We start from the raw sequence: 21,762 nt of genomic DNA, 5'->3' as shown, positions 1-21,762 counted from the left end.
GACGGGGCCAGCGATTCCACACCTTCCGAGCTCCCCCACTCAGGAGGGCCGTATGAGCGCGTCCATCAATTACAGCCACGCCGAAAAACTACGACTCGAACTGGCAGAACCCCTCTTCAACCCCCTCTTGAAGAAGTGGGTGGGCAAGGGCGAGCTCGATTACGAGGTCTACCTCAAGACGCCCACGCTGCTGTCGCTGCAGGCGCCGGACGGCGAGCGCGTCGCCCACGACGAGCTGATGTTCCAGGTGGTGCACCAGGCGCAGGAGCTCTGGCTGAAGCTGGCCTCGCGTGAGGCGGTGGAAGTCGTTGCGGAGCTGGACCGGGACGCGCTGTGGGCCGCCTCGTCGCGGCTGGAGCGCATCTGCCGGGTGCTCCAGGCCGTGAAGCAGGAGCTGGCCATCCTGGAGACGATGACGCCGGACACCTACCAGGTCATCCGGCGCAGCCTGGGCAACGGCAGCGGCCAGGAGTCCCCCGGCTACAACATGCTGCGGCGGGTGGCGCAGGGGCTGGAAGGCGCCCTGGACCGGCTGCTCGCGCGGCGCCGGCTGGCGCTGGCGTCCGTGTACATGGCGGGCGGCCCGGACGACTTGAAGCGCATCTGCGAGCAGCTGGTGGACATGGACGAGGCCTTCCAGGGCTGGCTCCATGCCCACTTCCAACTGGTGCGCCGCACCATCGGCGTGGACCGCTCCGTGAAGGCGCTGGATGGCCTGCCCACGCAGGTGCTCGCGGGGCGGATGACGCTGCCGCTGTTCCGCCAGCTCTGGGACGTGCGGCTGGAGCTGACGTCCGGGTGGCAACGCGAGGGCGGCATCGCCCCGGGCGCCAACCGGGCCCCTCCAGGCGGCGGCTGCCCCATGGCACACGCGGCCAGGATGCAGGTGGAACAGCCATGAAGGGGGAGGCCACGGCCCTGGCCACCACCCCTCGCGCACTGCTCCACCTGCTGTACAACGGCGCCCGCGCCGTGGACGTGTTGAGGACCTCCCTGGACCTGGGGCTGCTGGACGCCCTGGAGCCGGGCCCCGTCACCCTGGGAGAACTGGCGGCGCGGCACCGGCTGGTGCCCGTGCGGCTCTACAAACTGCTCGACTGCCTGGAGAGCCTGGGGCTGGTGCGGCGCGAGCAACCCACCGACGCATTGGAGTCCGCGCGCTACCAGGCCATCCCCGGCCTGCGCGCGGCCGCCCAGGCCGTGCTGGGCCCACAGTCCCTGGAGAAGGACCGGGAGCGCTACGCCTGGCATGAGCTGCACGGGCAACTGCCCCAGGTGCTGCGCGGTGAGCACTCCATGCCCCCCGCCGCCTTCGACTGGCCTCCGCGCACCGCCGAGCAGGTCGCGGGCTTCGAGGCCAGCATGGCCGCGGGCCTGCCCCCCATCCTGGAGACGTTCCGCGCCCACCGCGGCCGGCTCTGGGAGCGCGGCGGCCGCGTGCTCGACGTGGGCGGTGGTGACGGCACGCTGGCCGCCCACCTGGCGAACGACCACCCGGGCCTCCACGTGGACGTGTTCAACCTGCCCGCCACCGAGCCGCTGGTGGCGCGCACCCGCGAGCGCTTCGGACTCTCCCCCCAGCGCCTGGGCTTCCAGGGCGGAGACTTCCTCCGGGAACCGCTGCCCGGCGGCTACGACACGCTCTGCTTCGTGCGGGTGCTCCATGACTGGCCCGCCGACACGGCGCGCGCGCTGCTCATGGCCGCGCGCGACGCGCTCCCTCCCGGTGGCCGCGTCCTCATCTGCGAGGAGTTCCGCACCCCGGAGCGGCTGGCGGCCCAGTTCTTCTGGTCCTACTTCCTCATGGGCGTGGACACCTGCGTGAGCCGCCTGCGCGAGGTGGAGCACTACCTGCGCGTGCTGGACGAGACGGGTTTCAAGGACGCGGAAGTCCTGCCCGGCCCCTTCGAGCTCATCCTGGCCCACCGGTAAAAACGACAGGACCCCACAGGTGGGCCCTCCTGTTTGTCCCCCAAGTGTCACCGGCCCCACCGCACCGCGCCAGGGAAGCGCTGGTAGAATGGGCGCACCCCGTGTCCGGTGAAACCCTGGCATGGCTTCTGCAATCTTCCAGTCCGTAGCGCGTGTAGCACGGCAGCGACGCAGTCCGACGAAGAGGAGGGACTCCGCATGAAGAAGCAGGGTTCACGCAGGTCGGATGAAGGCTCGGAGAAGGCGGTCCGCGGGCTGGTGACGCAGCCGCAAGGCACGGGAGGCTGGACGCCGCCCGCCGCGGACGGAGAGGTCCGCATCCCCGTGGAGGAAGGGGTGGAGTTGAGGGGCCTGCTCCAGGTACCTCCGGGCGCCACCGGCGTGGTGGTGATGGTCCGGGGCCACGGCAGCAGCCGCCGCGGCGCCACGGACCTGGAAGTCGCCCGGCTGCTGCAGAATGAGGGGCTGGCCACCCTGGCGGTGGACCTGCTGACGGCGGCGGAAGAGGTGGCCTGCCGCGAGCGGGACCTGCGCTTCAACCTGGGCCTCTTCGGCGGACGCCTCGCGGGCGTGGCGCGCTGGCTGCGGCGCGCGCCTCGCACCAGCGCCCTGCGCATCGGCTACTTCGGGGCGTACACGGGCGCGGCCGCGGCCCTGGCTGCCGCGGCGATGCGGCCCGAGGCGGTGGACGCGGTGGTGTGCCGGGGCGGGCGCCTGGCGCAGCCGGGGGCGGCGCTGGCCCGGGTGCGCGCGCCCACCCTGCTCATCGTCGGCGCGGAGGACACGTCCGCGCAGGAGCCCCACCGCCGCACCTACGCCGCGCTGACGACGGAGAAGCGCCTGGAGGTCATCCCCGGCGCCACGCACCGCTTCGAGGAGCCCGGCACGCTGACGCAGATGGTGGACCTGGCGTGCATCTGGTTCCTCCAGCACCTGGGCGCGCCGCGCTGGGATTCCCTGCCCGCGCCGCGCGCCGCCGGGAGCTGAAGCACCGGCTTTCCACACGGTGGGCCAGGGCAGCCAGCAGCGCTGCCCTGGCCCCAGCGCACGCCTTGGCGTGGGGGGGAAGGCGCGAGCGCGCCTGACGCCCAGGCACCTCGACGGTGCCACCAGTCGTGGCGCGCTCCCAGTGGCCAGCGGTCTGACGCGCAAGCCCTCCGGGCTCAGAGGCTTGCCGGGCGCTGCACACCCAGCTGGCACCCGAGGACCGCCAGCTGGGTGCGGTTCTCCGAGCCCACCTTCTTGTAGATGGCGGTGATGTGCGCCTTCACCGTGCGCTCGGTGATGCCCAGGCATGCGGCGATCCGCAGGTTGTCCGCGCCCGCGGCGATGTAGCCCAGCACCTCGCGCTCGCGCGGCGTCAGCCGGCCCAGCTCGCCCCGCGGCGACGCCTCCGGCCGGGGCCACGCCAGCCCCGCGGGCAGCAGCCGCTCGCCACGCACCACCCGCTCCACCGCCTCCACCACCTCCGCGCAGCCCACGTTCTGCTTCCACAGGTAGCCGGCCGCGCCCGCCTGGAGGCATTGCTCCACCACCTCCGCCTCGTGGTGGCCCGACAGCACCAGCGGCCTCACCGCCGGGAAGAAGTCATGCAGACACTGGAGCGCCGACATCCCGCTGGTGGACGCCTCCCACCCCGGCAGCTCCAGGCGCAGGTCCACCAGCGCGACATGGGGCAGCGTCTCGCGCACACGCGCGAAGAACGGCGCGGACTCCCCGAAGTCCGCCACCACGTCCATGCCCGCGCCCTCCAGCACAGCCACCAGGGCCTCCCGGAAGACCTGCTGGTCCTCCAGGATGGCCACCCGGATGCGTTCCGATTCCATGGCCCTTCCACCCTCCCCTGTTCGTCCCCTGCGATTCAACCCCGCTAAGGGGATTCCCTCATGTGGGGGGCGACAGGGAATGACGTCTGGAGGATACTTACCCCGTCAGGAAACACCCGCAGTGCCATCCGCACGCTGAAGGGGGAAGCCATGCCGGAGACGAAGATTCGCGTCCTCATCGTGGACGATGACCAGGACCAGCTCTCCCTCGTGGAGCGCACCCTCTCCGCCTTCGGCTTCGACGTCCGCACCCACCGCTCCTCCCTGGGCGTGTCCAACCTGGTGCGCACCACTCAGCCGGACCTGGTGCTGCTGGACGTGAACATCCCCGCGCTCAGCGGCGACAAGGTGCTCACGCTCGCGCGCGGGCAGGCGCCCAAGGGCACGAAGTTCATCCTCTACTCCGCGTCGGACGAATCCCAGCTGCGCGCCCTGGCGCGCGCCTCGGGCGCGGACGGCTACATCTGCAAGAGCGTACAGGGCGAGGAGCTGGCCCAACGGCTGGAAGCGCTCCACCTCAAGCCCGCGGCTCCGGAAGCCGTGCAGGCCGCGCGTTAGCGCGGCGCCGGCCTCACGCGGGCAGGTCCGTCACCTCCAGGAAGACCGCGCGGAAGTCCCCCCGCGCGCCGATGAGCCTCAGGTTCTGCGCCAGCCCGCCGGTGGAGCGGAAGAACATCATCGCCTCCGGTGGCGGCCTGATTTTCAGGAAGCGCGGCGCGTTGCGCGAGAAGTGGTGGCGCATGTCGCGGTTGATTTCGCAGACCGCGTAGTCGTAGTCCGGCAGGCGCATGGGCCGCCCGGCGATGCGCAGCACCTCGGCGATGAGGTCCTCGGCCTCCTCGTCCGGAAGCTCCACGGTGAAGCCCACCTCCCGGCTCAGGCCCAGGATGTCCAACGGCTCCATGCGCATCGTCTGCCGGAGCATGCGCTGGTTGACGTCCACGAAGCGCGGGGAGAAGCGCTTGATGGAGCCGAAGTCCAGCAAGCCCAGCCGCCCGTCCGGCATCACCATGAAGTTGCCCGGGTGCGGGTCCGCGTGGATTTCGCCCGCGCCGAAGAAGGGTCCGTAGGTGGCGAGGATGAGCTGGCGCGCCACGCGGAAGCGCTCCTCGTTGGAGGGATTCGTCGGCAGCCAGTCCTTGAGGGTGAGCCCCTCCAGCAGCTCCAGCGTCAGCACCCGCTTCGCGCTGTGGCTGGAGATGACGGCGGGCACGCACAGCTCCGGCAACTTCGCCACGCTGCGCGCGAAGCCCTCGGCCAGCTCGGCCTCGCGGCGGTAGTCCAGCTCCAGCAGCATCTCGTCGCGGAACTCCTGGAAGTAGGCGCCGGCGTCGGACACGCGCAGCACCGTCGACGCCGTCTTCGCCACGAGGCCCAGGTTCGCCATGTCGTTGGCCAGGGACACGTCGATGCCGGGGTATTGCACCTTCACCGCCACCGCCCGGCCGTCCTCCAGCACCGCGCGGTGCACCTGCCCCAGCGACGCGGCCGCCAACGGCTCCTCGCTGAACTCGCGGAAGAGCGACTCCGGCGGCGCGCCCAGCTCCGCCTGGACCACGCGCGACACCTGCGCGTAGGACATGGAGGGCGCCTGGTTCTGCAGCCGCGCCAGCACCTGCCGCACCTCGGGGGTGAGCAGGTCCGGGTCCATGGAGATGGCCTGCCCCATCTTCATGGCGGCCCCCTTGAGCTCGCCCAGGGTGGAGACCAGCTTCTCCGCGGCCTCCTTGCTGAGCAGGTCGGGCGTGCTCCCGGACAGGCGCTTCGCGCCGCTCTTGAGCACATCCGTGCCCACCTGCACGGAGAGGCCTGCCAGCTTGCGCAGGCGGTTGAAGCGGCCCTGGGGAGGAAGCTTGTCGTCGGGGTCGGAGGCCATGGGAGCTGAAGTGGATTAACGAGGAGGGCCCCGCCAGACGCAAGGCATGACGCCCCGCCAAGACAGCCAGGCCGCCCTACCTGGAGGCGGGCGCGGCCCCCGGCGGCCCCCGGGGCGTGTACCAACGGGGAAGCCGCTCCAGCTCCAGGGCCTCTGGAGGCACCACGCCGCCGTCGAGCGCCACCGACGCCTGCAAGGCCGCGCGCAGCTCGGCCGCGCTGGCATAACGGTCCCCCGGGCGGCGCGCCATGGCCTTGACCAGCACGCGTGACAGCGCCGACGGGATGCCCGCCGGCAGCGGTGGCACCTCCCGAGCGTGGCCATGAGGCGGAGCCTCCGCCGCGTGCCCGCGCGAGGACAGCCGGCCCGAGACAAGCAGCGCGCCCAGCACGCCCACAGCGAAGAGGTCCGCGGCCACCGACAGGTCGGCGGCGCCGTCGGAGGGAGGGAGCAGCCCGGCGATGCCGAAGTCCAGCAGCTTCACGTGCTGGCGGCCATTCGCGTCGGGGATGAGGAAGATGCTGGTGGGATTGAGGCTGCCGTGTGCGATGCCGTGCGCATGCGCGGCGCCCAGCGCGTCACACACCTGGGTGAGCAGGTCCACCACCAGCGCGGACGCCAGCGGCCCCTTCGCGAAGGCGGTCAGGCCCTGTCCCTCCAGGTACTCCCTGACGAGGTAGGGACGCCCGTCGCGCATGCCCAGGTCGTAGAGCGAGACGATGTGCGCGTGCTGGATGAGCGTCAGCGTGCGCGCCGCCTGAAGGAACCGAGCGACCTGCGCCGGGTCCTGCGTCACGTGCGTGTGAAGCACCTGGATGGCCACGCGCTTCTGGATGAGCGCGTGCTCCGCGAGCAACACGACGCCCAGGCTCCCCCGGCCCAGCTCGCGCAGCAGCCGGAAGTGGCCCACCTGCTGTCCCACCAGCGAGGCCGCCGAGGACGGGAGCGGGGCCTCCCTCGTGGGCGGCACCATGAAGGATGGCGGACACCCCATGGACACACGACGCGCGCCCGCCCGGGCCGGACACTCGCAGGCCCCCCCGTGCGCGGGGACACAGCCACACGTGGACCGGAAGGCCTGGGTGAACACGGGAACGGAGGTGGTGACGTCCGACCAGGACATGATGCCAACGTCCTTCGCGCGACAGGCGCCCCGCTTCCGGCCAGCAGCCAGTGGGCCCACGCACGAGCCAGCGCGAAATGGGTTTCGGAAGATGTGACAGTGCCCCTTCGGAACGCGCGTCCTGGCGCTCCGATGTCCCCCTCCTTGAGCTGAAACCCTAACGCCGTCACGGCGCGTTTCGCGACGCACTTTGGGACGTGCGTCGAACGCGCAACGACCGCACTGTTGGGCGGAGCACGCACGCCTCGCGGGACCTCCAGGGTGGACGTCGCGCCACCGTCTGGAGCCTCGGCAAGTGTGCTGCGCTCAACGCGCATCCGCGCCCATGAGCCGAGCGCGGCGGACCTCCCCGCCCGACTGCGGACGGGGAGGTGCGTTCATCCACGTCAGCCGATGACGGGCTCGCACGTGTTGCCATCACCGCACACCAGCCCCAAGCAGCAGGCGGCGGCCTCACCACAGGCCTCGCCAATGGGCGCGCACACCGGAGCGCCCGCGTCCGGCTCCTCGCCGCCCGTGCCCGCGTCCGGCTCCTCGCCGCCCGCGCCCGCGTCCGGCTCCTCGCCGCCCGTGCCCGCGTCCGGCTCCTCGCCGCCCCCGTCGCAGGGGCCCAGCGTGTCTCCGTGCCGCTCATGCGCCGGCCAGGCCGACGTGGACACCGAGATGGTGTGCGCGTTGGCGGGGTTGCCCGGGGGGATGTGGCAGATGGTGACCTTGCCCGGCGTGGCGTCATCGTCTCCGGGGTACGTCGGCTCGTCGCCGAAGACAGGGCCTCCTTCGCCGGCCTTGCCGCCCAGCCCGCCGCTCTGCGGGGTCTGCGTGTCCGGGGACTCATCGCCCGACGGTGAACCGCCACAACCGCCCGCGAGCAGTGAGCACAGGGCCATCACCACCGCGGACGAGAAAACAGGATTGAGGCTTCGCATCGGTATGCTCCAGGTACGGGTGTACGATTGCTGCCACCCACGCTGGGCCTCCTCCACGACGACCTCTGCCACCGCGTTGCACTTGTCGGCAACCAGTCCGCGGGCAGGGGCGCGGCATCTGGAGTCACAAGCGCGGTTCGTCCAGGACTCGGCCCCCCGCGGATACAGCCACCACGGAGATTAGACTCGCCCAGGGCCCCATCGGCCACGTGTTTGCGCACGCCCTCACTGTGTCGACAGCACGACTGAAAACGTCCTGTATCAGCTCACGCTTTCGGCGCTGTATCGCGCGATGAGTCCAGTGCGCACGGCCTGTCGGTGTACCCGCGTGAAGAAGGCACACGCGAGCAGGATCTCCACCACGGCGAGGCCAGCTCCCCACAGCAGCGTGGACACCTGGAACGCGCCCCCCGCCGCGAGCGTGCGCATGCCCTCGAACACGTACGAAGGTGGTAGCAGATGGGACACGGCCTGCATCCACGCGGGCAGCGTGGACAGCGGGTAGAACACGCCGGCGAAGGGCGACAGCAGCGCGGGGATGGGCCAGACGAACCACTCCGACGCCGGGCCCAGGCGAAGCACCAGCGCGCAGCCGAAGATGCCCAGCGCGATGCCGAACAGGAACAGCACCAGCAGGAAGGGCACGAAGAGCACGCCGTAGGCGGCGAAGGACAGGCCGAAGACGGTGCTGGCCAGCACCAGCATCACCAACAAGCCCAGGGTGCTGGTGGCGATGCTGGAGAGCACCAGCCCGCCCAGGTATTCGGAGATGGTGAGCGGGGACGCGAACATGTTGAGGAAGTTGCGCGACCACACGTCCTCGAAGAACACCATCGTCACGCCCTGCATGACGCGGATGAAGAAGTCCCACAGCAGGACGGCGCCCAGCAGCACCGGGACGAAGTTGTATTCCTGAGAGGTGACGGTGTTGAGGTAGCGGCTCATGAAGCCCCACAGCACCATGTCGATGGCCACCCACGCGAAGAGTGGCAGGAAGCGCGCGAGGCTCCCTCGCAGGAGGTAGTAATGGCGAAGCGCGACGGCGGCGGCCCGGTGCAGGTGCATGGTCAGCTCCGCTCCAGCGCGAGCGGCTCGCGCGCCACGGCGATGAAGAGCTCTTCCAGCGAGGCCTGGCCGTGCTCGCCGGGCAGCGTCCGCGGGTTGCCTTCCAGGAGCACCCGGCCGCGCGCCAGGAACAGCACCCGGTCGCAGACCTCCTCCACCTCGTACATGTTGTGGGACGTCCACAGCACGCCGCCGGTGTCCCGCGCGGCGAACTCGCGAATCCGGGCGCGGATGTCCCGGGCCGTCGCGGGGTCCAGCGACGCGGTGGGCTCGTCCAGGAGCAGCAGGTGCGGACGGTTGAGCATCGCCTTCGCCAGCGCCACGCGGGTCTGCTCTCCGGAGGACAGCACGCCGCACTTCACGTCGCGGTACTTCACCAGGTCGAACTGCTCCAGCAACTCCGCGATGCGCGCCCCCAGGGACTTCACCCCGTAGATGAGGCCGAAGACGCGCAGGTTCTGGTACACGGAGAGGTTGCCCGGCAGCGGCGAGTAGACGGCGGCGAAGTTCGTCATCGCCAGCGCGGCGGAGCGCTGCGCCGCCAGGTCCAGGTCCTGGATGTGGATGGTGCCGGAGGTGGGCTGCAGCACGCCGAGCACCATGTTGATGGTGGTCGTCTTCCCCGCGCCGTTGGGGCCCAGCAGCCCGACAATCTCTCCGCGTCCCACCTCGAAGGAGACGCCCTCCACCGCGGCCTTGCCGCCGTACTCCTTCCGCAGCTTCGCCACCGACAACACCTTGGGCACGTCCGCCCTTCCCACGGTCACCATGGCGCGCATTGTGCCGTGGACCGGGGCAGGCGCACGGTGAAGATGGAACCCAGCCCGGGCCGGCTCTCCACCTCGATGCGGCCCCCCATGGCGTCGACGATCTGCCGGCTGATGTAGAGCCCCAGTCCCAGGCCGCCATAGTGCCGGTCGGACACGGCGCGCTCGAAGCGGCCGAACAGGCGCGGCAGGTCCTCCGCGGCGATGCCGATGCCCTCGTCACGCACCGACACCCGCACCATCTCCTCGCCCTCGAAGGCCGCCTCCACCAGGACAGGCCGGCCCGCGCCGTACTTGGCCGCGTTGGTGAGCAGGTTCACCAGCACCTGGTCCAGCCGCAGCGAATCCCACCTCCCCGGCAGCGGGCCCGGCACCTCCACCCGCACCGGACAGCCCGCCAGGGAGAACACCTCCTCCATGCGGTCCACCGCGTCGCGCACCGCCTGGCCCAGGTCCACGTCGGACGGCTCCAGCGTCAGCCGCCCCAGCGAAATCCGGCTGACGTCCAGCAGGCTGTCCACCAGCGCGCTCAGCCGCTGCACCTGCCGCACGGCCGTGGCCAGCCGGGGCCGCACCTTGTCCCCCACGGCGCCGAGGGCGGCGCGGTCGATGAGGCCGTGCTGAAGCTTCAGGCTGGTGAGCGGCGTCTTCAGCTCATGGCTGGCCACGGAGAGGAACTCGTCGCGCAGACGCACCGCGGCCTGCGCGTCCCGGTACAGCGACGCGTTCTCCAGCGCCACCGCCACGCGCCGCGCCAGCTCCTCCGCCATGGCCACGTCGGCGGGGACCAGCCGGCGGCAGGGGGCCGCGGTGCCCAGCGTGATGACGCCCAGCGTGCGCCCCCGCATGCGCACCGCCACCGCGAGCAGCGAGTGTGGATTCAGCGCCTCCAGGAGCGCGCGGTGCTCGGGCCCCTGACACATGCGCTCGCGCAGCTCCGGCCCCACCTCGGGCAAGAAGCGCGTCTCCCCCGACAGGAAGCACTCGCGCGCCGGGTGCAGCGTGCCCTCCACCCAGGGAAGGGACAGCGAGGCCAGCACCGCCCCGTCCCGCTCCGGCTCCCGGTGGGACGCTGCCACGCCGCGCGGCACGCCGTCCGCCCCCATCAGCTCCACCAGGCAGTACGTGGCCACGTTTCGCGCGGCCACGCGCGCCAGGTGCTCCAGCGTCCACTCCACGTCGTCCAGGTGCTCGGCCAGCGCGCGGCTCGCCTCCAGCAGGAAGAAGAGCCGCTCCTCGGCCTCCTTGCCCGCCTCCAGCGCCAGGTGCAGCTTGCCGCCGCGCTCACGCAGCGCCTCGTACAGCGCCGCGCGCTCCAGCGCCTGCGCGCACTGCTGCGCCAGCGAGGACAGGAAGCCGCGCTCCTCCGCGAGGAACACCTGCGGCCCGTCCCACGCGAACAGCAGGAAGCCCCGGATGCGGTGCTCCACCTTCAAGGGCAGCACCGCCCAGGCCCCGGTCCCCACCCCCTGGACGAAGTCCCCTGCCCACTCGGGCCCGGCGCGCGGCACCGCCGCGGGGTTGGAGAACCACTGCGGCTCCAACTGCTCCAGCGCCCGGTCCACGCCGGGCACCTGGTCCGCCCACAGCCCGCGCAGGGTATCCAACACCGCCGGCGCGTAGCCGAAGGAGCCCAGCACGTGCAGCCGGCCATCCTCCAGCATGCCGAGCACCGCGCCGCGCGCCGGGCCCGCGGGCCGCAGCTCCTCGCGCATCAGCGCTTCGGCCACGTCCTCGGCGGTGGCCGCGCGGGACAGGGCCGCGGTGATGGCCTGGAGGCGCTCGGTGCGCAGCTGCGCGCCGCGCGCCTCCGCGTACAACAGCGCGTTGTCCAGGGACAGGCTGGCGCGCCGGGCCAGCTCCAACGCCAGCTCCAGGTCGGACGCGCCGGGCACGCCGTCCGAGTCGCCCCGGACCAGCGACAGCGCGCCGAGCACGCGGCCTCGCGCCAGCAGCGGCACGATGAGGCCCGCCCGGATGCCCAGGCGCCGCGCCACCTCCAGCTGCGCCGCCGTGAGCACCACGCCCGGCAGCATCCCATCCAGGACTTCGGGAAGGAGGGTGGCCTTGCCGGTGCGCAGCACCTCCGGGATGCCGCCGTCGGCCGTCAGGTCCAGGGGCTGGAGGCGTGCCAGCTCGTGCACCAGCGGCACCTGCTCCGCCAGGCGGTGCGCCGCGGCCACCCGCTCCACCCGCCCGTCCGCCGTGAGCACGTCCACCGCGCACCAGTCCGCCAACAGCGGCACGGCCAGCTCCGCCAGCCGCTGGAGCACCGTGCCCGAATCCAGGGACGACGACAGCAGCTCGCCCGCGCTGGCCAGGAACGCGAGGCGCTCCTCCGCGTCGTCACTGCCGCGCAAGCGGACGGCATTCCCGGCCCCCCCCGCCTGGGACTCCAGCCCTCGCGGCGGACATACCGCGTCCGGTTCCGTGGAGACGGACCGCTCGGGTTCGCGCTCGTCCACGGACGCGGGCCGCGAGGATGAAGAAGGGCGGCGCGACATGGGGTGTCGGAGATAATGACGCCCCTCCACCTGCGACAACGGTTCCCGGACGCAGGTACGAGTCAACTGTCAGCCAGATGACCTGCCAGACAACGGCGCGGCCCTAGCCGGAGCCGTGGCGGTTCGCGCGGTTCTTGTCCCAGATGGCGTAGAGGATGAGCAGGAAGGCGAAGAGCCGCGCCACGTAGATGTAGTGGCGCCGCTCGTCATCCGCGTCCAGCAGCGCCGCCACCACCGAGTTGCCCGCCAGCATCGTGAAGGCCAGCGCGAAGAAGGCGAAGAGCCGGTCCTTCGACTGGACCCAGAAGCGCAGGAAGAACAGCGCGCTCGCCAGCCACGCCATCGCCACCGCACCGTTGAGCATGGGCTTGAGCATCACGGCACCTCAGGACGCGTCCCAGATGAGGCCATAGAGCAGGACAGAGGCACTGGACAACGTGGCGATGACGCGCGGCATGTACAGGTCGATGGTGACGGGCAGCAGCACCAGGTCCACGAAGAGGAGCACGTTGCTGGCCGCCATGCCCACGAAGCACAGCCCACTCCACAGGAGCAGCCGCATGCCCGTGCGCTTGTAGGCCCGGAGCAGCAGCACCGCGCACGCCACGCTCGTCAACGCACACAGGATGTAGACTGCTTCAGCCATCGCCGTCCTTGTCCTTTTTCAGGATGAATGCCTCGGCAAAGCCCCGCACCTTGTCCAGCGGCCTCGAGAAGATGAAGGAGATGACGCTGACGCGCTTCGCGCCGTACACCGCCGCCAGCTCCGTCACCGCCTGCACATCCTCCGACGACTCAGGACTGTAGCGATACGACGGAGGTGAGGCACCGTCACTCACCAGCATGCGTCGGTTCGTCAGGTCCTCCAGCCTGGAGGCGGCGGAAGCATCTGTAATGCGCAGCTCCAGACTCACCGCCGATGCCGTCCACTCCCTGTCCGCGCGCGCTCGAAGCAGGAGGAGCACCTCCAGCTTCTCCAGGGAGTCGATGTGCGTCGAGATGAAGCGCTGGACCCGCTGTGGGATTCCGGCGTCACTCACACGGCCACCTTGCCCATGTTATTTTGTGCGTCAACCATTTCTCGACCGGCGATGTTCAGCGCGCGGGCCGAGGAGGATTGCCCGCCTGGCTGCTCTCCTCTGCGCGCGAGGAGCCCTCCTCGCGCTCCTGTCCGGGGCTCCCGGTGCTCAAGCCCGGCAGGTTCCGCAGCACCTCGATGAGCCGAGTGAGCGGGCCTGTGTCCTCCCCCCGCGCCTCCAGTGTAGCGATGTGCTCCGTGACCGGCAGCGGGAGCCAGTCGTGGCGAGCGGCGGCTCGGAGCGCCGTTACGTCCAGGAGGCCCAGCACCATGGTCTCCGGGCGTCCATGCATGCGGGGCAGCCGCTCACTGGAAGCGAGCACCGAACCGCGCTGGCCGCCCACGTTCCACTCCACGGGGAACGCCTGGAACACCTCACCGCGCGCTGCGCGCATCAGCGGCAGGTCTTCATCCGCGAGCAGCCGGCCGTCCGCGCCCCGGAAGCATGCCTCCGCATGCAGCGCGCGCGCCTCACGGTAGGCCAGGCAGCCCCCCGCCAGCCCTTGCGCCGCCCGGTTGGCCAGCAGGGTGTGGCCACTTCCCGGCTCCACCAACGCCAGCGGCATGGGGAGCGCGGCCAGCGCCGCCTCCAGCCAGCGCTGCTGGTTTCGGTTGGTTTCTGAACGAAGCCGCTCGGCCTCCACGCGCCGCTGCGCCTCCAACAACTCCCGCGCGTGCTCGCGCTGCTGGGCCTCGCGCAGCGCCTCCGCCTGCCGCCGCACCAACTCCGTCTTGCGGTACAGCTCCACGAAGACGCTCACCTTGGAGCGCAGGATGGCCGGCTCGAAGGGCTTGAGCAGGAAGTCCACCGCGCCCATGGCATAGCCGCGCAGCTCCGGATGGGGCCCCCGCGACAGCCCGGTGAGGAAGATGAGGGGCGTGCCGCGGCTGCGCTCTCGTTCGCGGATGAGCTGGGCCGTCTCGAAGCCGTCCATGTCCGGCATGACGACGTCCAGGAGGATGACGGCGAAGTCCTGCGTCAGCAGGTGACGCAGCGCCTCGCGGCCGCTGCTCGCGGTGACCAGCCGCTGCCCCAGGGGCGCAAGCGCCGCCTCCAGCGCCAGCAGGTTCTCCGGCTGGTCATCCACCAGCAGCAGGCAGACCGGCTCCGCCGGAATCGCCGGCAGGCGCTCACGCGTGGGCGCGCCGCTCAAGGCAGCACCTTGGAACGCGGCACATAGGCCAGCCGCGCGAGCCACCCTCCCACGGACCCCAACGTCAATTGCGCCATCTCTCCCTCCTCGCCCGCTCCGCCCGTCTGGTTCGTGCCCACCACGGCCACCCGGGCGCCTCTCGCATGGAGCGCCTGCAAGCCCGCCACCCCATCCTCGTGCCCCGCGAAGAGCAGCCCCGCGGCCCTGGGGCCATGGCTGTCCGCCGCGGATTCGAAGAGCGCGTCCAGGCCGGGCCGCTGCCCATGCTCGGGCGGCTCCACGGACAGGGACACCCAGCCCCGGTCCACCAACAAGTGGTAGCCCGCGGGCGCCAGGTACACGGCGCCGGGCAGCAGCGGGTCCTTGTCGTCCGGCTCCACCACCGGCAGCGCGCAGCGGCGGCCCAGCGGCGGGGCCAGCGCGTCCAGAGGGCCCCGGTGCAGCGCCAACACCACCGGCACGGGCAGGTGCGGAGGCAACAGCGCCAGCACCGACTCCACGTCCGCCGCCGCGCAGCGCGGCGCCCCCATCACCAGCAGGCCCAGGGGATTCATGCCACCCTCCTGAAGATGCGACCGCAGTCCTCCAGCATCTCGTAGGCCCCCGCGTGCGGCGTGCGCGCCAGCGACTCCTTGCGCCCCAGGCACAGGAAGCCAAAGCGGGCGAGGCTCTCGAAGAGGCGGCCGTGGATGTGGTCGTGCAGTGCGCGGTTGAAGGTCAGCAACGTGTCCCGGCACACGATGACGTGGAACTCGTTGAACGAGCCATCCGTGGCCAGGTTGTGCTGGGTGAAGAAGATGCCGTCGCGCAGCCGGGGCTGGAGCAGCGCCCAGTTGCCGTCGCGCGTGTAGTAGTCGGAGAGCGCGCCCTTCCCGCCCGCCTCCAGGTAGCGCTGCGCGTCCTCCTGCGTGGGCAGCGGCAGCACGCCGGTGCGCGCGTCCGCCAGCAGCCCTTCACTCGCGTCGGACGCATACAGCCGGCACTTGCCCCACAGCCCTTCCTCATGGAGGAGGATGGCCAGCGCGTACGTGTCCTCGCCGGTGCCACAGCCCACGTGCCACACACGCACGGAGGGCCAGGTGCGAAGCACCGGCACCACCCGGGTGCGGAAGTCGCGGAAGAAGGCGGCCTCCGCGAACAGGGCGGGCGGTGTGCAGGACAGCGTGCGCAGCAGCGCGTCCAGCGCCTCGGCGTCGTGCAGCACGCGGGCCTGGAGCGCGGAGAAGCTGTCCAGCCGCTCCTCGCGGAGGTGGTGCCGCAGCCGCCGCAAGAGCTGCGGCCGGGAGCGGCTGCGCAGGTCAAAGCCCCATTGCCGGGCCACGCCCTCCAGCAGCAGGTCCACCTCCAGCGCCTCCAGCTCCGCGCCGCGCGCGCCGGGCCCCGTCATCCGGAGACCTCCGTGCGCGAACCGCGCGGCGGCACGCCCCGCGGCGCGTGCAGCCACACGCGCAGCAGGCTGAGCAGCTTCTCGATGTCCACCGGCTTGGTGATGTAGTCGGACGCACCCGCCTCCAGACACTTCTCCCGGTCACCCTTCATGGCCTTGGCGGTGAGGGCCAGGATGGGCAGATGGGCGAAGCGCTCCATGCGGCGGATGGCGCGCATGGCCTGGTAGCCGTCCATCTCCGGCATCATCACGTCCATCAGCACCAGCTCGATGTCGGGGTCCTTCTCCAGTTGGTCCAGGCCCTCGCGCGCGCTCTCCGCGAAGGCCACCTTCATGCCGTAGCGCTCCAGCACGGTGTTGAGGGCGAAGATGTTGCGCACGTCGTCGTCCACGACCAGCACCTTGCGGTTCACCAGCAAGGGGTCCCTCTCGCGCGCCTTCTCCAGCATGCGGCGCTTGGGCTCGGTCAGCTCCGAGGGCGAGCGGTGGAGGAACAGGCTCGTCTCCTCCAGCAGCCGCTCCGGGCTCTGCGCGTCCTTCACGACGATGGCCTCGGCCACCCGCCGCAGCTCCGTCTCTTGGGCGCGCGTCAGCTCGCGGCCCGTGTAGACGATGAGCGGCGGCCCGCCCGCGCCGTGCGCCTCATGGATGCGGCGGATGAGCTCCGCGCCGGGCATGTCCGGCAGGCCCAGGTCCAGCACCATGCAGTCGAAGCGGCGCTCGGCCAGCGCGGCCAGGGCCTCCGCCGCGGTCCCCACCGCCACCGTCAGCACGTCATCACTGCCCAGGAGCTCCGTCAGCGTCTGGCGGTGGACGGGGTCATCCTCCACCACGAGCAGCCCGCGGCCCTTGCGCTCCACGAAGCGCTTGAGGGACTCCAGCGCGGCCACCGCCGCCTCCGGGTCCGCCGCCGCGCGCAGGTGGCCAATGGCGCCCAGGTTGAGCGAACGCTCGCGGTGGTCCTCCACCGACACCGTGTACACCGGCAGCGCGCGAGTGGACGCGTCGTGCTTCAGCCGGTCCAGCACCACCCAGCCCGCCATCTCCGGCAGGTCCAGGTCCACCGCCACGGCCGCTGGCCGCGTGTTGCGGACGGCATCCAGCGCGTCCTCCACCTCGGTGGACACCAGCACCTTGAAGCCCGTGCCCTGCGCCGCGGCGCGCAGGCGCGCGGCATGGTCCGCCAGGTGCGTCACGGCCAGCAGCACCTTGTCTCCAGGCAGGATGGAGCTCCGGTCATCATCGATGTCCATCCGGCTCAGCGAAGACACCCGCGACTCCGTGACTGGCTCCGCGATGGACGCGGGGGGCACCGTGGGGACCAGCGGGGTTGGCTCCCAGCGCGCATGCTCCTCCGACGGACGCTCCGCCATGAAGGCCAGCGGCAGGTAGAGGGTGAAGGCGCTGCCCCTGCCCACGTCGCTCTCCAGCCGGATTTCGCCGCCGAGCAGCCGCGCGATTTCACGGCTGATGGACAGACCCAGGCCGGTGCCCCCGTACTTGCGGGCGGTGGAGCCATCCGCCTGCTGGAAGGCCTCGAAGATGATTTGATGCTTGTCCTTCGGGATGCCGATGCCCGTGTCCACCACGGTGAAGGCGACCACCGAGGGCGCGGAGGACAACATGGCGTGGTCCGGAGACCAGCCGCCCTTCGCCAGCCCGATGTGCAGCGACACCGAGCCGGACTCGGTGAACTTGAAGGCGTTGGACAGCAGGTTCTTGAGCACCTGTTGCAGGCGCTTCGCGTCCGTCTCCAGCTCGCCGGGCAGCGAATCCCCCAGGCCGATGTGGAACTCCAACCCCTTCTTGTCCGCCACCTGCCGGAAGGTGCGGTCCACGAACTCGCGCAGGTCGCCGAAGCGCAGCGGACCCACGTCCACGGCCATGGTGCCGGATTCAATCTTCGACAGGTCGAGGATGTCGTTGATGAGCTCCAGCAGGTCCGCGCCGGACGCGTGAATCGTCTTGGCGAACTCCACCTGCCGCGACGTGAGGTTGCCATCCACGTTGTCGCTGAGCGTCTGGCTGAGGATGAGCAGCGAGTTGAGCGGCGTCCGCAGCTCGTGGCTCATGTTGGCCAGGAACTCGGACTTGTACTTGGACGTGAGGCTGAGCTGTTCGGCCTTCTCCTCCAGGGCGAGCTTGGCCTGCTCCACCTCGCCATTCTTGCGCTCCACCTCCGTCTTCTGCTCGGAGAGCAGCTTCGCCTTCTCCTGGAGCTCCTCGTTGGTGCTGCGCAGCTCCTCCTGCTGACGCTTGAGCAGCTCCTCCGACTGCTGGAGCGAGGTGGCCTGCTGCTCCAGGCGCTTGTTCGTCTCCGTCAGCTCCTCCTGCTGCTTGCGGAGCTCGTCCGTCAGCGCCTGCGACTGCTTCAGCAGCGCCTCGGTGCGCATGTTGGCGGCAATCGTGTTGAGCACGATGCCGATGGACTCCGTGAGCTGCTCCAGGAAGCCCATGTGGACCTCACTGAAGGTGTGGAAGGAGGCCAGCTCGATGACGGCTTTGACTTCCCCTTCGAAGAGCACCGGCAGCACCACGATGTTGCGTGGCACCTCTTCGCCCAGGCCCGACGCGATGCGGATGTAGCTGTCCGGCACGTCCGACAGGAGGATGGGCTCCTTCTCCAGGGCGCACTGGCCCACCAGCCCCTCGCCGTACTTGAAGGTGTTCGCCAGTCCCTTGCGCTGACGGTACGCGTAGGACGCCAGCAGCTTGAGCATCGGGTCGCCGCCGTCCGCGCGCTCGGAGATGTAGAAGACGCCGTGCATGGCATCCACCAGCGGCGCCAGCTCCGACAGGATGACCTTGGACACCGTGAGCAAATCCCGCTGCCCCTGGAGGACGCGGGTGAACTTGGCCAGGTTCGTCTTGAGCCAGTCCTGCTCCGTGTTCTTCCGCGTGGTGTCCTTCAGGTTGCGGATCATCTCGTTGATGTTGTCCTTCAGGGCGGCCACTTCGCCCTGCGCGGACACGGTGATGAACCGCGTGAGGTCACCCTTCGTCACGGCGGTGGCCACCTCGGCGATGGCGCGCACCTGCGTGGTGAGGTTGGCGGCCAGCTGGTTCACGTTGTCCGTGAGGTCGCGCCAGATGCCCGCCGTACCAGGCACACGGGCCTGACCGCCCAGCTTCCCTTCGATGCCCACCTCGCGGGCCACCGTCGTCACCTGGTCGGCGAACACCGCCAGGGTGTCAATCATGCCGTTGATGGTGTCCGCCAGCTCCGCGATTTCGCCCTTCGCGTCCACCACCAGCTTGCGCTTCAGGTCACCGTTGGCCACCGACGTCACGACCTTCGCGATGCCGCGCACCTGCGTGGTGAGGTTGGAGGCCATGGAGTTCACGTTGTCCGTGAGGTCCTTCCACGTGCCGGCCACGCCCTTCACCTCGGCCTGTCCGCCCAGCTTGCCCTCCGTGCCCACCTCGCGCGCCACGCGCGTCACCTCCGACGCGAACGAGTTGAGCTGGTCCACCATCGTGTTGATGGTGTTCTTCAGCTCCAGGATTTCGCCCTGCACGTCCACGGTGATTTTCTTCGACAGGTCGCCCTTGGCGACGGCCGTCGTCACCTCGGCGATGTTGCGCACCTGCGACGTGAGGTTGGAGGCCATGGAGTTCACGTTGTCCGTGAGGTCCTTCCACGTGCCGGCCACGCCCTTCACCACGGCCTGCCCGCCCAGCTTGCCCTCCGTGCCCACCTCGCGCGCCACGCGCGTCACCTCCGACGCGAACGAGTTGAGCTGGTCCACCATCGTGTTGATGGTGTTCTTCAGCTCCAGGATTTCGCCGCGCACGTCCACGGTGATTTTCTTGGAGAGGTCGCCGTTCGCCACGGCCGTCGTCACCTCGGCGATGTTGCGCACCTGGGACGTCAGGTTCGACGCCATGGAGTTCACGTTGTCGGTGAGGTCCTTCCACGTGCCACCGACACCGCGCACGACGGCCTGCCCGCCCAGCTTGCCTTCGGTCCCCACTTCGCGCGCCACGCGCGTCACCTCCGAGGCGAAGGACGACAACTGGTCCACCATCGTGTTGATGGTGTTCTTCAGCTCCAGGATTTCGCCGCGCACGTCCACGGTGATTTTCTTGGAGAGGTCACCGCGCGCCACCGCCATCGTCACCTCGGCGATGTTGCGCACCTGGGACGTCAGGTTGGACGCCATGCTGTTCACGTTGTCGGTGAGGTCCTTCCACGTGCCACCGACGCCGCGCACGATGGCCTGACCACCGAGCTTTCCTTCGGTGCCGACCTCCTTCGCGACGCGCGTCACTTCCGAGGCGAAGGACGACAACTGGTCCACCATCGTGTTGATGGTGTTCTTCAGCTCCAGCACCTCGCCCTTGGCGTCGACCGTGATCTTCTTGGACAGGTCGCCCTTGGCGACGGCCGTCGTCACCTCGGCGATGTTGCGCACCTGGGACGTCAGGTTCGACGCCATGGAGTTCACGTTGTCGGTGAGGTCCTTCCACGTGCCGCCGACGCCGCGCACGACGGCCTGTCCGCCCAGCTTGCCCTCCGTGCCCACCTCGCGCGCCACGCGCGTCACCTCCGACGCGAACGAGTTGAGCTGGTCCACCATCGTGTTGATGGTGTTCTTCAGCTCCAGGATTTCGCCGCGCACGTCCACGGTGATTTTCTTGGACAGGTCGCCGTTCGCCACGGCCGTCGTCACCTCGGCGATGTTGCGCACCTGCGACGTCAGGTTGGACGCCATGCTGTTCACGTTGTCCGTGAGGTCCTTCCACACGCCAGCCACGCCCTTCACGTCGGCCTGACCGCCCAGCTTTCCGTCGGTGCCCACCTCACGCGCCACGCGCGTCACTTCCGACGCGAACGAGTTGAGCTGGTCCACCATCGTGTTGATGGTGTTCTTCAGCTCCAGCACCTCGCCCTTGGCGTCGACCGTGATCTTCTTGGACAGGTCGCCCTTGGCGACGGCCGTCGTCACCTCGGCGATGTTGCGCACCTGGGACGTCAGGTTCGACGCCATGGAGTTCACGTTGTCCGTGAGGTCCTTCCACGTGCCACCGACGCCGCGCACGACGGCCTGTCCGCCCAGCTTGCCCTCCGTGCCCACCTCGCGCGCCACGCGCGTCACCTCCGACGCGAACGAGTTGAGCTGGTCCACCATCGTGTTGATGGTGTTCTTCAGCTCCAGGATTTCGCCGCGCACGTCCACGGTGATTTTCTTGGACAGGTCGCCCTTGGCGACGGCCGTCGTCACCTCGGCGATGCTGCGCACCTGCGCGGTGAGGTTGGAGGCCATGGAGTTCACGTTGTCCGTGAGGTCCTTCCACGTGCCGGCCACGCCCTTCACCTTGGCCTGACCGCCCAGCTTTCCGTCGGTGCCCACCTCGCGGGCCACGCGCGTCACCTCGGAAGCGAAGGCGCCGAGCTGCTCCACCATCCCGTTCACCAACCGGGCGGTGCGGAGGAACTCGCCTCGGAGGGGACGTCCGTCCACTTCCAGGGCCATGGTCTGCGACAGGTCACCCTTGGCCACAGCGCCGATGACGCGGCCCATCTCCGTCGTCGGTTGCACCAGGTCGGCCACCAGCGTGTTCACCGACTCGACGCAGTCGCCCCACGAGCCCAGCGCGCCCACCACGTTACCGCGCTGGGTGATTCGGCCTTCCTTGCCCACCACGTTGCCGATGCGCTCGAACTCACGGGCCATGCGCTCGCTGAGTTCGATGATTTCGTTCAGGGTGTCCGCCACCTTGCCGGCGCTGCCCACCTTGTCCACCGGCATGCGCACGGAGAAGTCGCCCTTGCGGACGGCGGTGAGGACCCGCAGCAGCTGGCGCGAGTCGAGCGACTGCGAATCATCCTCCCGGATTCGCGCTGGAGGGGGAGCCGCGACAGCTGCACGGCGGGAGGAAACCTTCTTCGTGGCCATATGAGTTCCTGGTCGGTCCCGGGACGGCGAAGCACGGGCTGCCGTCCTGCGGGAATCTCGCAGCTGGAGCGTGTTCTCTCGCGCTTTCGCACACTTGGACCAGTCCCCCCGGGACGCCCGGCTGGCCATCAGGCGACATTCCAGGAGGACTTCGTCCGGCAGCCAACACTGGCGCGGACACGGCGCGACTCGGTGTGAAAGTCGGTGCGCTCGCTGACGGAGCA

General features: G+C 70.1%; 18 protein-coding genes. 4 read left to right on the top strand and 14 right to left on the bottom strand.

Going from position 1 to position 21,762, the window contains the following annotated elements:
- Positions 1-52: 52 nt before the first annotated feature.
- From HNV26_RS19340 to HNV26_RS19330, 3 genes are all read left to right on the top strand, one after another.
- A complete protein-coding gene (locus HNV26_RS19340) occupies positions 53-901 on the top strand; it encodes a tryptophan 2,3-dioxygenase family protein (RefSeq protein ID WP_171444040.1) in 849 nt (282 codons plus the stop codon).
- A complete protein-coding gene (locus tag HNV26_RS19335; protein ID WP_171444039.1) occupies positions 898-1,932 on the top strand; it encodes a methyltransferase in 1,035 nt (344 codons plus the stop codon). Before HNV26_RS19340 ends, HNV26_RS19335 begins: the two co-directional genes overlap by 4 nt.
- A 198-nt stretch (positions 1,933-2,130) precedes the next feature.
- On the top strand, positions 2,131-2,919 hold the full coding sequence (locus HNV26_RS19330; RefSeq protein ID WP_216612505.1) for a dienelactone hydrolase family protein: 789 nt from the start codon (positions 2,131-2,133) through the stop codon (positions 2,917-2,919).
- A 176-nt stretch (positions 2,920-3,095) separates the two neighbouring features.
- On the opposite strand, the gene HNV26_RS19325 is transcribed toward HNV26_RS19330, so the two are convergent.
- Positions 3,096-3,758, bottom strand: coding sequence for a response regulator transcription factor (locus HNV26_RS19325; RefSeq protein WP_171444037.1), 663 nt, complete (start codon positions 3,756-3,758; stop codon positions 3,096-3,098).
- A gap of 150 nt (positions 3,759-3,908) precedes the next feature.
- Here HNV26_RS19325 and HNV26_RS19320 point away from each other — a divergent pair, with 150 nt between their 5' ends.
- Positions 3,909-4,316 carry a response regulator gene (locus HNV26_RS19320; protein WP_171444036.1) on the top strand — a complete coding sequence of 136 codons (408 nt, stop codon included), beginning with the start codon at positions 3,909-3,911 and terminating at the stop codon, positions 4,314-4,316.
- Between the two features lie 13 nt (positions 4,317-4,329).
- On the opposite strand, the gene HNV26_RS19315 is transcribed toward HNV26_RS19320, so the two are convergent.
- The 13 genes from HNV26_RS19315 to HNV26_RS19255 form a co-directional block, all read right to left on the bottom strand.
- On the bottom strand, positions 4,330-5,634 hold the full coding sequence (locus tag HNV26_RS19315; RefSeq protein ID WP_171444035.1) for an ABC1 kinase family protein: 1,305 nt from the start codon (positions 5,632-5,634) through the stop codon (positions 4,330-4,332).
- Between the two features lie 76 nt (positions 5,635-5,710).
- Entirely contained in the window at positions 5,711-6,757 is a 1,047-nt protein-coding gene (locus HNV26_RS19310) for a serine/threonine-protein kinase (protein ID WP_171444034.1), read from the bottom strand.
- 386 nt (positions 6,758-7,143) lie between these two features.
- Positions 7,144-7,683 carry a hypothetical protein gene (locus tag HNV26_RS19305; RefSeq protein WP_140860481.1) on the bottom strand — a complete coding sequence of 180 codons (540 nt, stop codon included), beginning with the start codon at positions 7,681-7,683 and terminating at the stop codon, positions 7,144-7,146.
- Positions 7,684-7,944: 261 nt separating this feature from the next.
- Positions 7,945-8,748, bottom strand: a complete 804-nt coding sequence (locus HNV26_RS19300) for an ABC transporter permease (protein WP_140787285.1) — start codon at positions 8,746-8,748, stop codon at positions 7,945-7,947.
- Positions 8,749-8,750: 2 nt separating this feature from the next.
- Positions 8,751-9,527: an ABC transporter ATP-binding protein gene (locus tag HNV26_RS19295; protein ID WP_171444033.1), complete on the bottom strand. Its 777-nt coding sequence runs from the start codon at positions 9,525-9,527 to the stop codon at positions 8,751-8,753.
- The gene (locus HNV26_RS19290; RefSeq protein WP_253816789.1) at positions 9,512-12,019 is read right to left on the bottom strand and encodes a sensor histidine kinase; all 2,508 of its coding nucleotides are present in this window, start codon (positions 12,017-12,019) and stop codon (positions 9,512-9,514) included. The genes HNV26_RS19295 and HNV26_RS19290 overlap by 16 nt, the downstream gene beginning before the upstream one ends.
- Before the next feature lie 103 nt (positions 12,020-12,122).
- Positions 12,123-12,395 carry a DUF5985 family protein gene (locus HNV26_RS19285; protein ID WP_171445377.1) on the bottom strand — a complete coding sequence of 91 codons (273 nt, stop codon included), beginning with the start codon at positions 12,393-12,395 and terminating at the stop codon, positions 12,123-12,125.
- Between the two features lie 9 nt (positions 12,396-12,404).
- The gene (locus tag HNV26_RS19280; RefSeq protein ID WP_171445378.1) at positions 12,405-12,665 is read right to left on the bottom strand and encodes a DUF5985 family protein; all 261 of its coding nucleotides are present in this window, start codon (positions 12,663-12,665) and stop codon (positions 12,405-12,407) included.
- A complete protein-coding gene (locus tag HNV26_RS19275) occupies positions 12,658-13,059 on the bottom strand; it encodes a hypothetical protein (RefSeq protein ID WP_171445379.1) in 402 nt (133 codons plus the stop codon). Before HNV26_RS19275 ends, HNV26_RS19280 begins: the two co-directional genes overlap by 8 nt.
- Positions 13,060-13,114: 55 nt before the next feature.
- Positions 13,115-14,251, bottom strand: coding sequence for a response regulator (locus HNV26_RS19270; protein ID WP_171445380.1), 1,137 nt, complete (start codon positions 14,249-14,251; stop codon positions 13,115-13,117).
- Positions 14,248-14,805 (bottom strand): chemotaxis protein CheB, encoded by a 558-nt coding sequence (locus HNV26_RS19265; protein ID WP_171445381.1) that lies wholly within the window; start codon positions 14,803-14,805, stop codon positions 14,248-14,250. The genes HNV26_RS19270 and HNV26_RS19265 overlap by 4 nt, the downstream gene beginning before the upstream one ends.
- Complete coding sequence (locus tag HNV26_RS19260; protein WP_171445382.1) at positions 14,802-15,638, bottom strand: CheR family methyltransferase; 837 nt, start codon at positions 15,636-15,638, stop codon at positions 14,802-14,804. Before HNV26_RS19260 ends, HNV26_RS19265 begins: the two co-directional genes overlap by 4 nt.
- Positions 15,635-21,538 carry a HAMP domain-containing protein gene (locus HNV26_RS19255; RefSeq protein ID WP_171452845.1) on the bottom strand — a complete coding sequence of 1,968 codons (5,904 nt, stop codon included), beginning with the start codon at positions 21,536-21,538 and terminating at the stop codon, positions 15,635-15,637. The genes HNV26_RS19260 and HNV26_RS19255 overlap by 4 nt, the downstream gene beginning before the upstream one ends.
- Positions 21,539-21,762 lie beyond the last annotated feature (224 nt).

It is taken from the genome of Myxococcus xanthus (assembly GCF_013116825.1).
GTDB classification, from domain to species: domain Bacteria; phylum Myxococcota; class Myxococcia; order Myxococcales; family Myxococcaceae; genus Myxococcus; species Myxococcus xanthus_B.
The sequence above is the reverse complement of the archived record's forward strand: the minus strand, read 5'-3'. Positions and strand labels throughout refer to the sequence as shown.

Excerpts from the sequence above, each read along its gene's own strand:
- HNV26_RS19260 (WP_171445382.1), bottom strand. The coding sequence starts at position 15,638 with ATGACGGGGCCCGGCGCGCGCGGCGCGGAGCTGGAGGCGCTGGAGGTG.
- HNV26_RS19290 (WP_253816789.1), bottom strand. The coding sequence starts at position 12,019 with ATGTCGCGCCGCCCTTCTTCATCCTCGCGGCCCGCGTCCGTGGACGAG.
- HNV26_RS19295 (WP_171444033.1), bottom strand. The coding sequence starts at position 9,527 with ATGCGCGCCATGGTGACCGTGGGAAGGGCGGACGTGCCCAAGGTGTTG.
- HNV26_RS19300 (WP_140787285.1), bottom strand. The coding sequence starts at position 8,748 with ATGCACCTGCACCGGGCCGCCGCCGTCGCGCTTCGCCATTACTACCTC.
- HNV26_RS19325 (WP_171444037.1), bottom strand. The coding sequence starts at position 3,758 with ATGGAATCGGAACGCATCCGGGTGGCCATCCTGGAGGACCAGCAGGTC.
- HNV26_RS19280 (WP_171445378.1), bottom strand. The coding sequence starts at position 12,665 with ATGGCTGAAGCAGTCTACATCCTGTGTGCGTTGACGAGCGTGGCGTGC.
- HNV26_RS19340 (WP_171444040.1), top strand. The coding sequence starts at position 53 with ATGAGCGCGTCCATCAATTACAGCCACGCCGAAAAACTACGACTCGAA.
- HNV26_RS19320 (WP_171444036.1), top strand. The coding sequence starts at position 3,909 with ATGCCGGAGACGAAGATTCGCGTCCTCATCGTGGACGATGACCAGGAC.
- HNV26_RS19305 (WP_140860481.1), bottom strand. The coding sequence starts at position 7,683 with ATGCGAAGCCTCAATCCTGTTTTCTCGTCCGCGGTGGTGATGGCCCTG.
- HNV26_RS19315 (WP_171444035.1), bottom strand. The coding sequence starts at position 5,634 with ATGGCCTCCGACCCCGACGACAAGCTTCCTCCCCAGGGCCGCTTCAAC.
- HNV26_RS19285 (WP_171445377.1), bottom strand. The coding sequence starts at position 12,395 with ATGCTCAAGCCCATGCTCAACGGTGCGGTGGCGATGGCGTGGCTGGCG.
- HNV26_RS19330 (WP_216612505.1), top strand. The coding sequence starts at position 2,131 with ATGAAGAAGCAGGGTTCACGCAGGTCGGATGAAGGCTCGGAGAAGGCG.
- HNV26_RS19335 (WP_171444039.1), top strand. The coding sequence starts at position 898 with ATGAAGGGGGAGGCCACGGCCCTGGCCACCACCCCTCGCGCACTGCTC.
- HNV26_RS19310 (WP_171444034.1), bottom strand. The coding sequence starts at position 6,757 with ATGTCCTGGTCGGACGTCACCACCTCCGTTCCCGTGTTCACCCAGGCC.
- HNV26_RS19265 (WP_171445381.1), bottom strand. The coding sequence starts at position 14,805 with ATGAATCCCCTGGGCCTGCTGGTGATGGGGGCGCCGCGCTGCGCGGCG.
- HNV26_RS19255 (WP_171452845.1), bottom strand. The coding sequence starts at position 21,538 with ATGGCCACGAAGAAGGTTTCCTCCCGCCGTGCAGCTGTCGCGGCTCCC.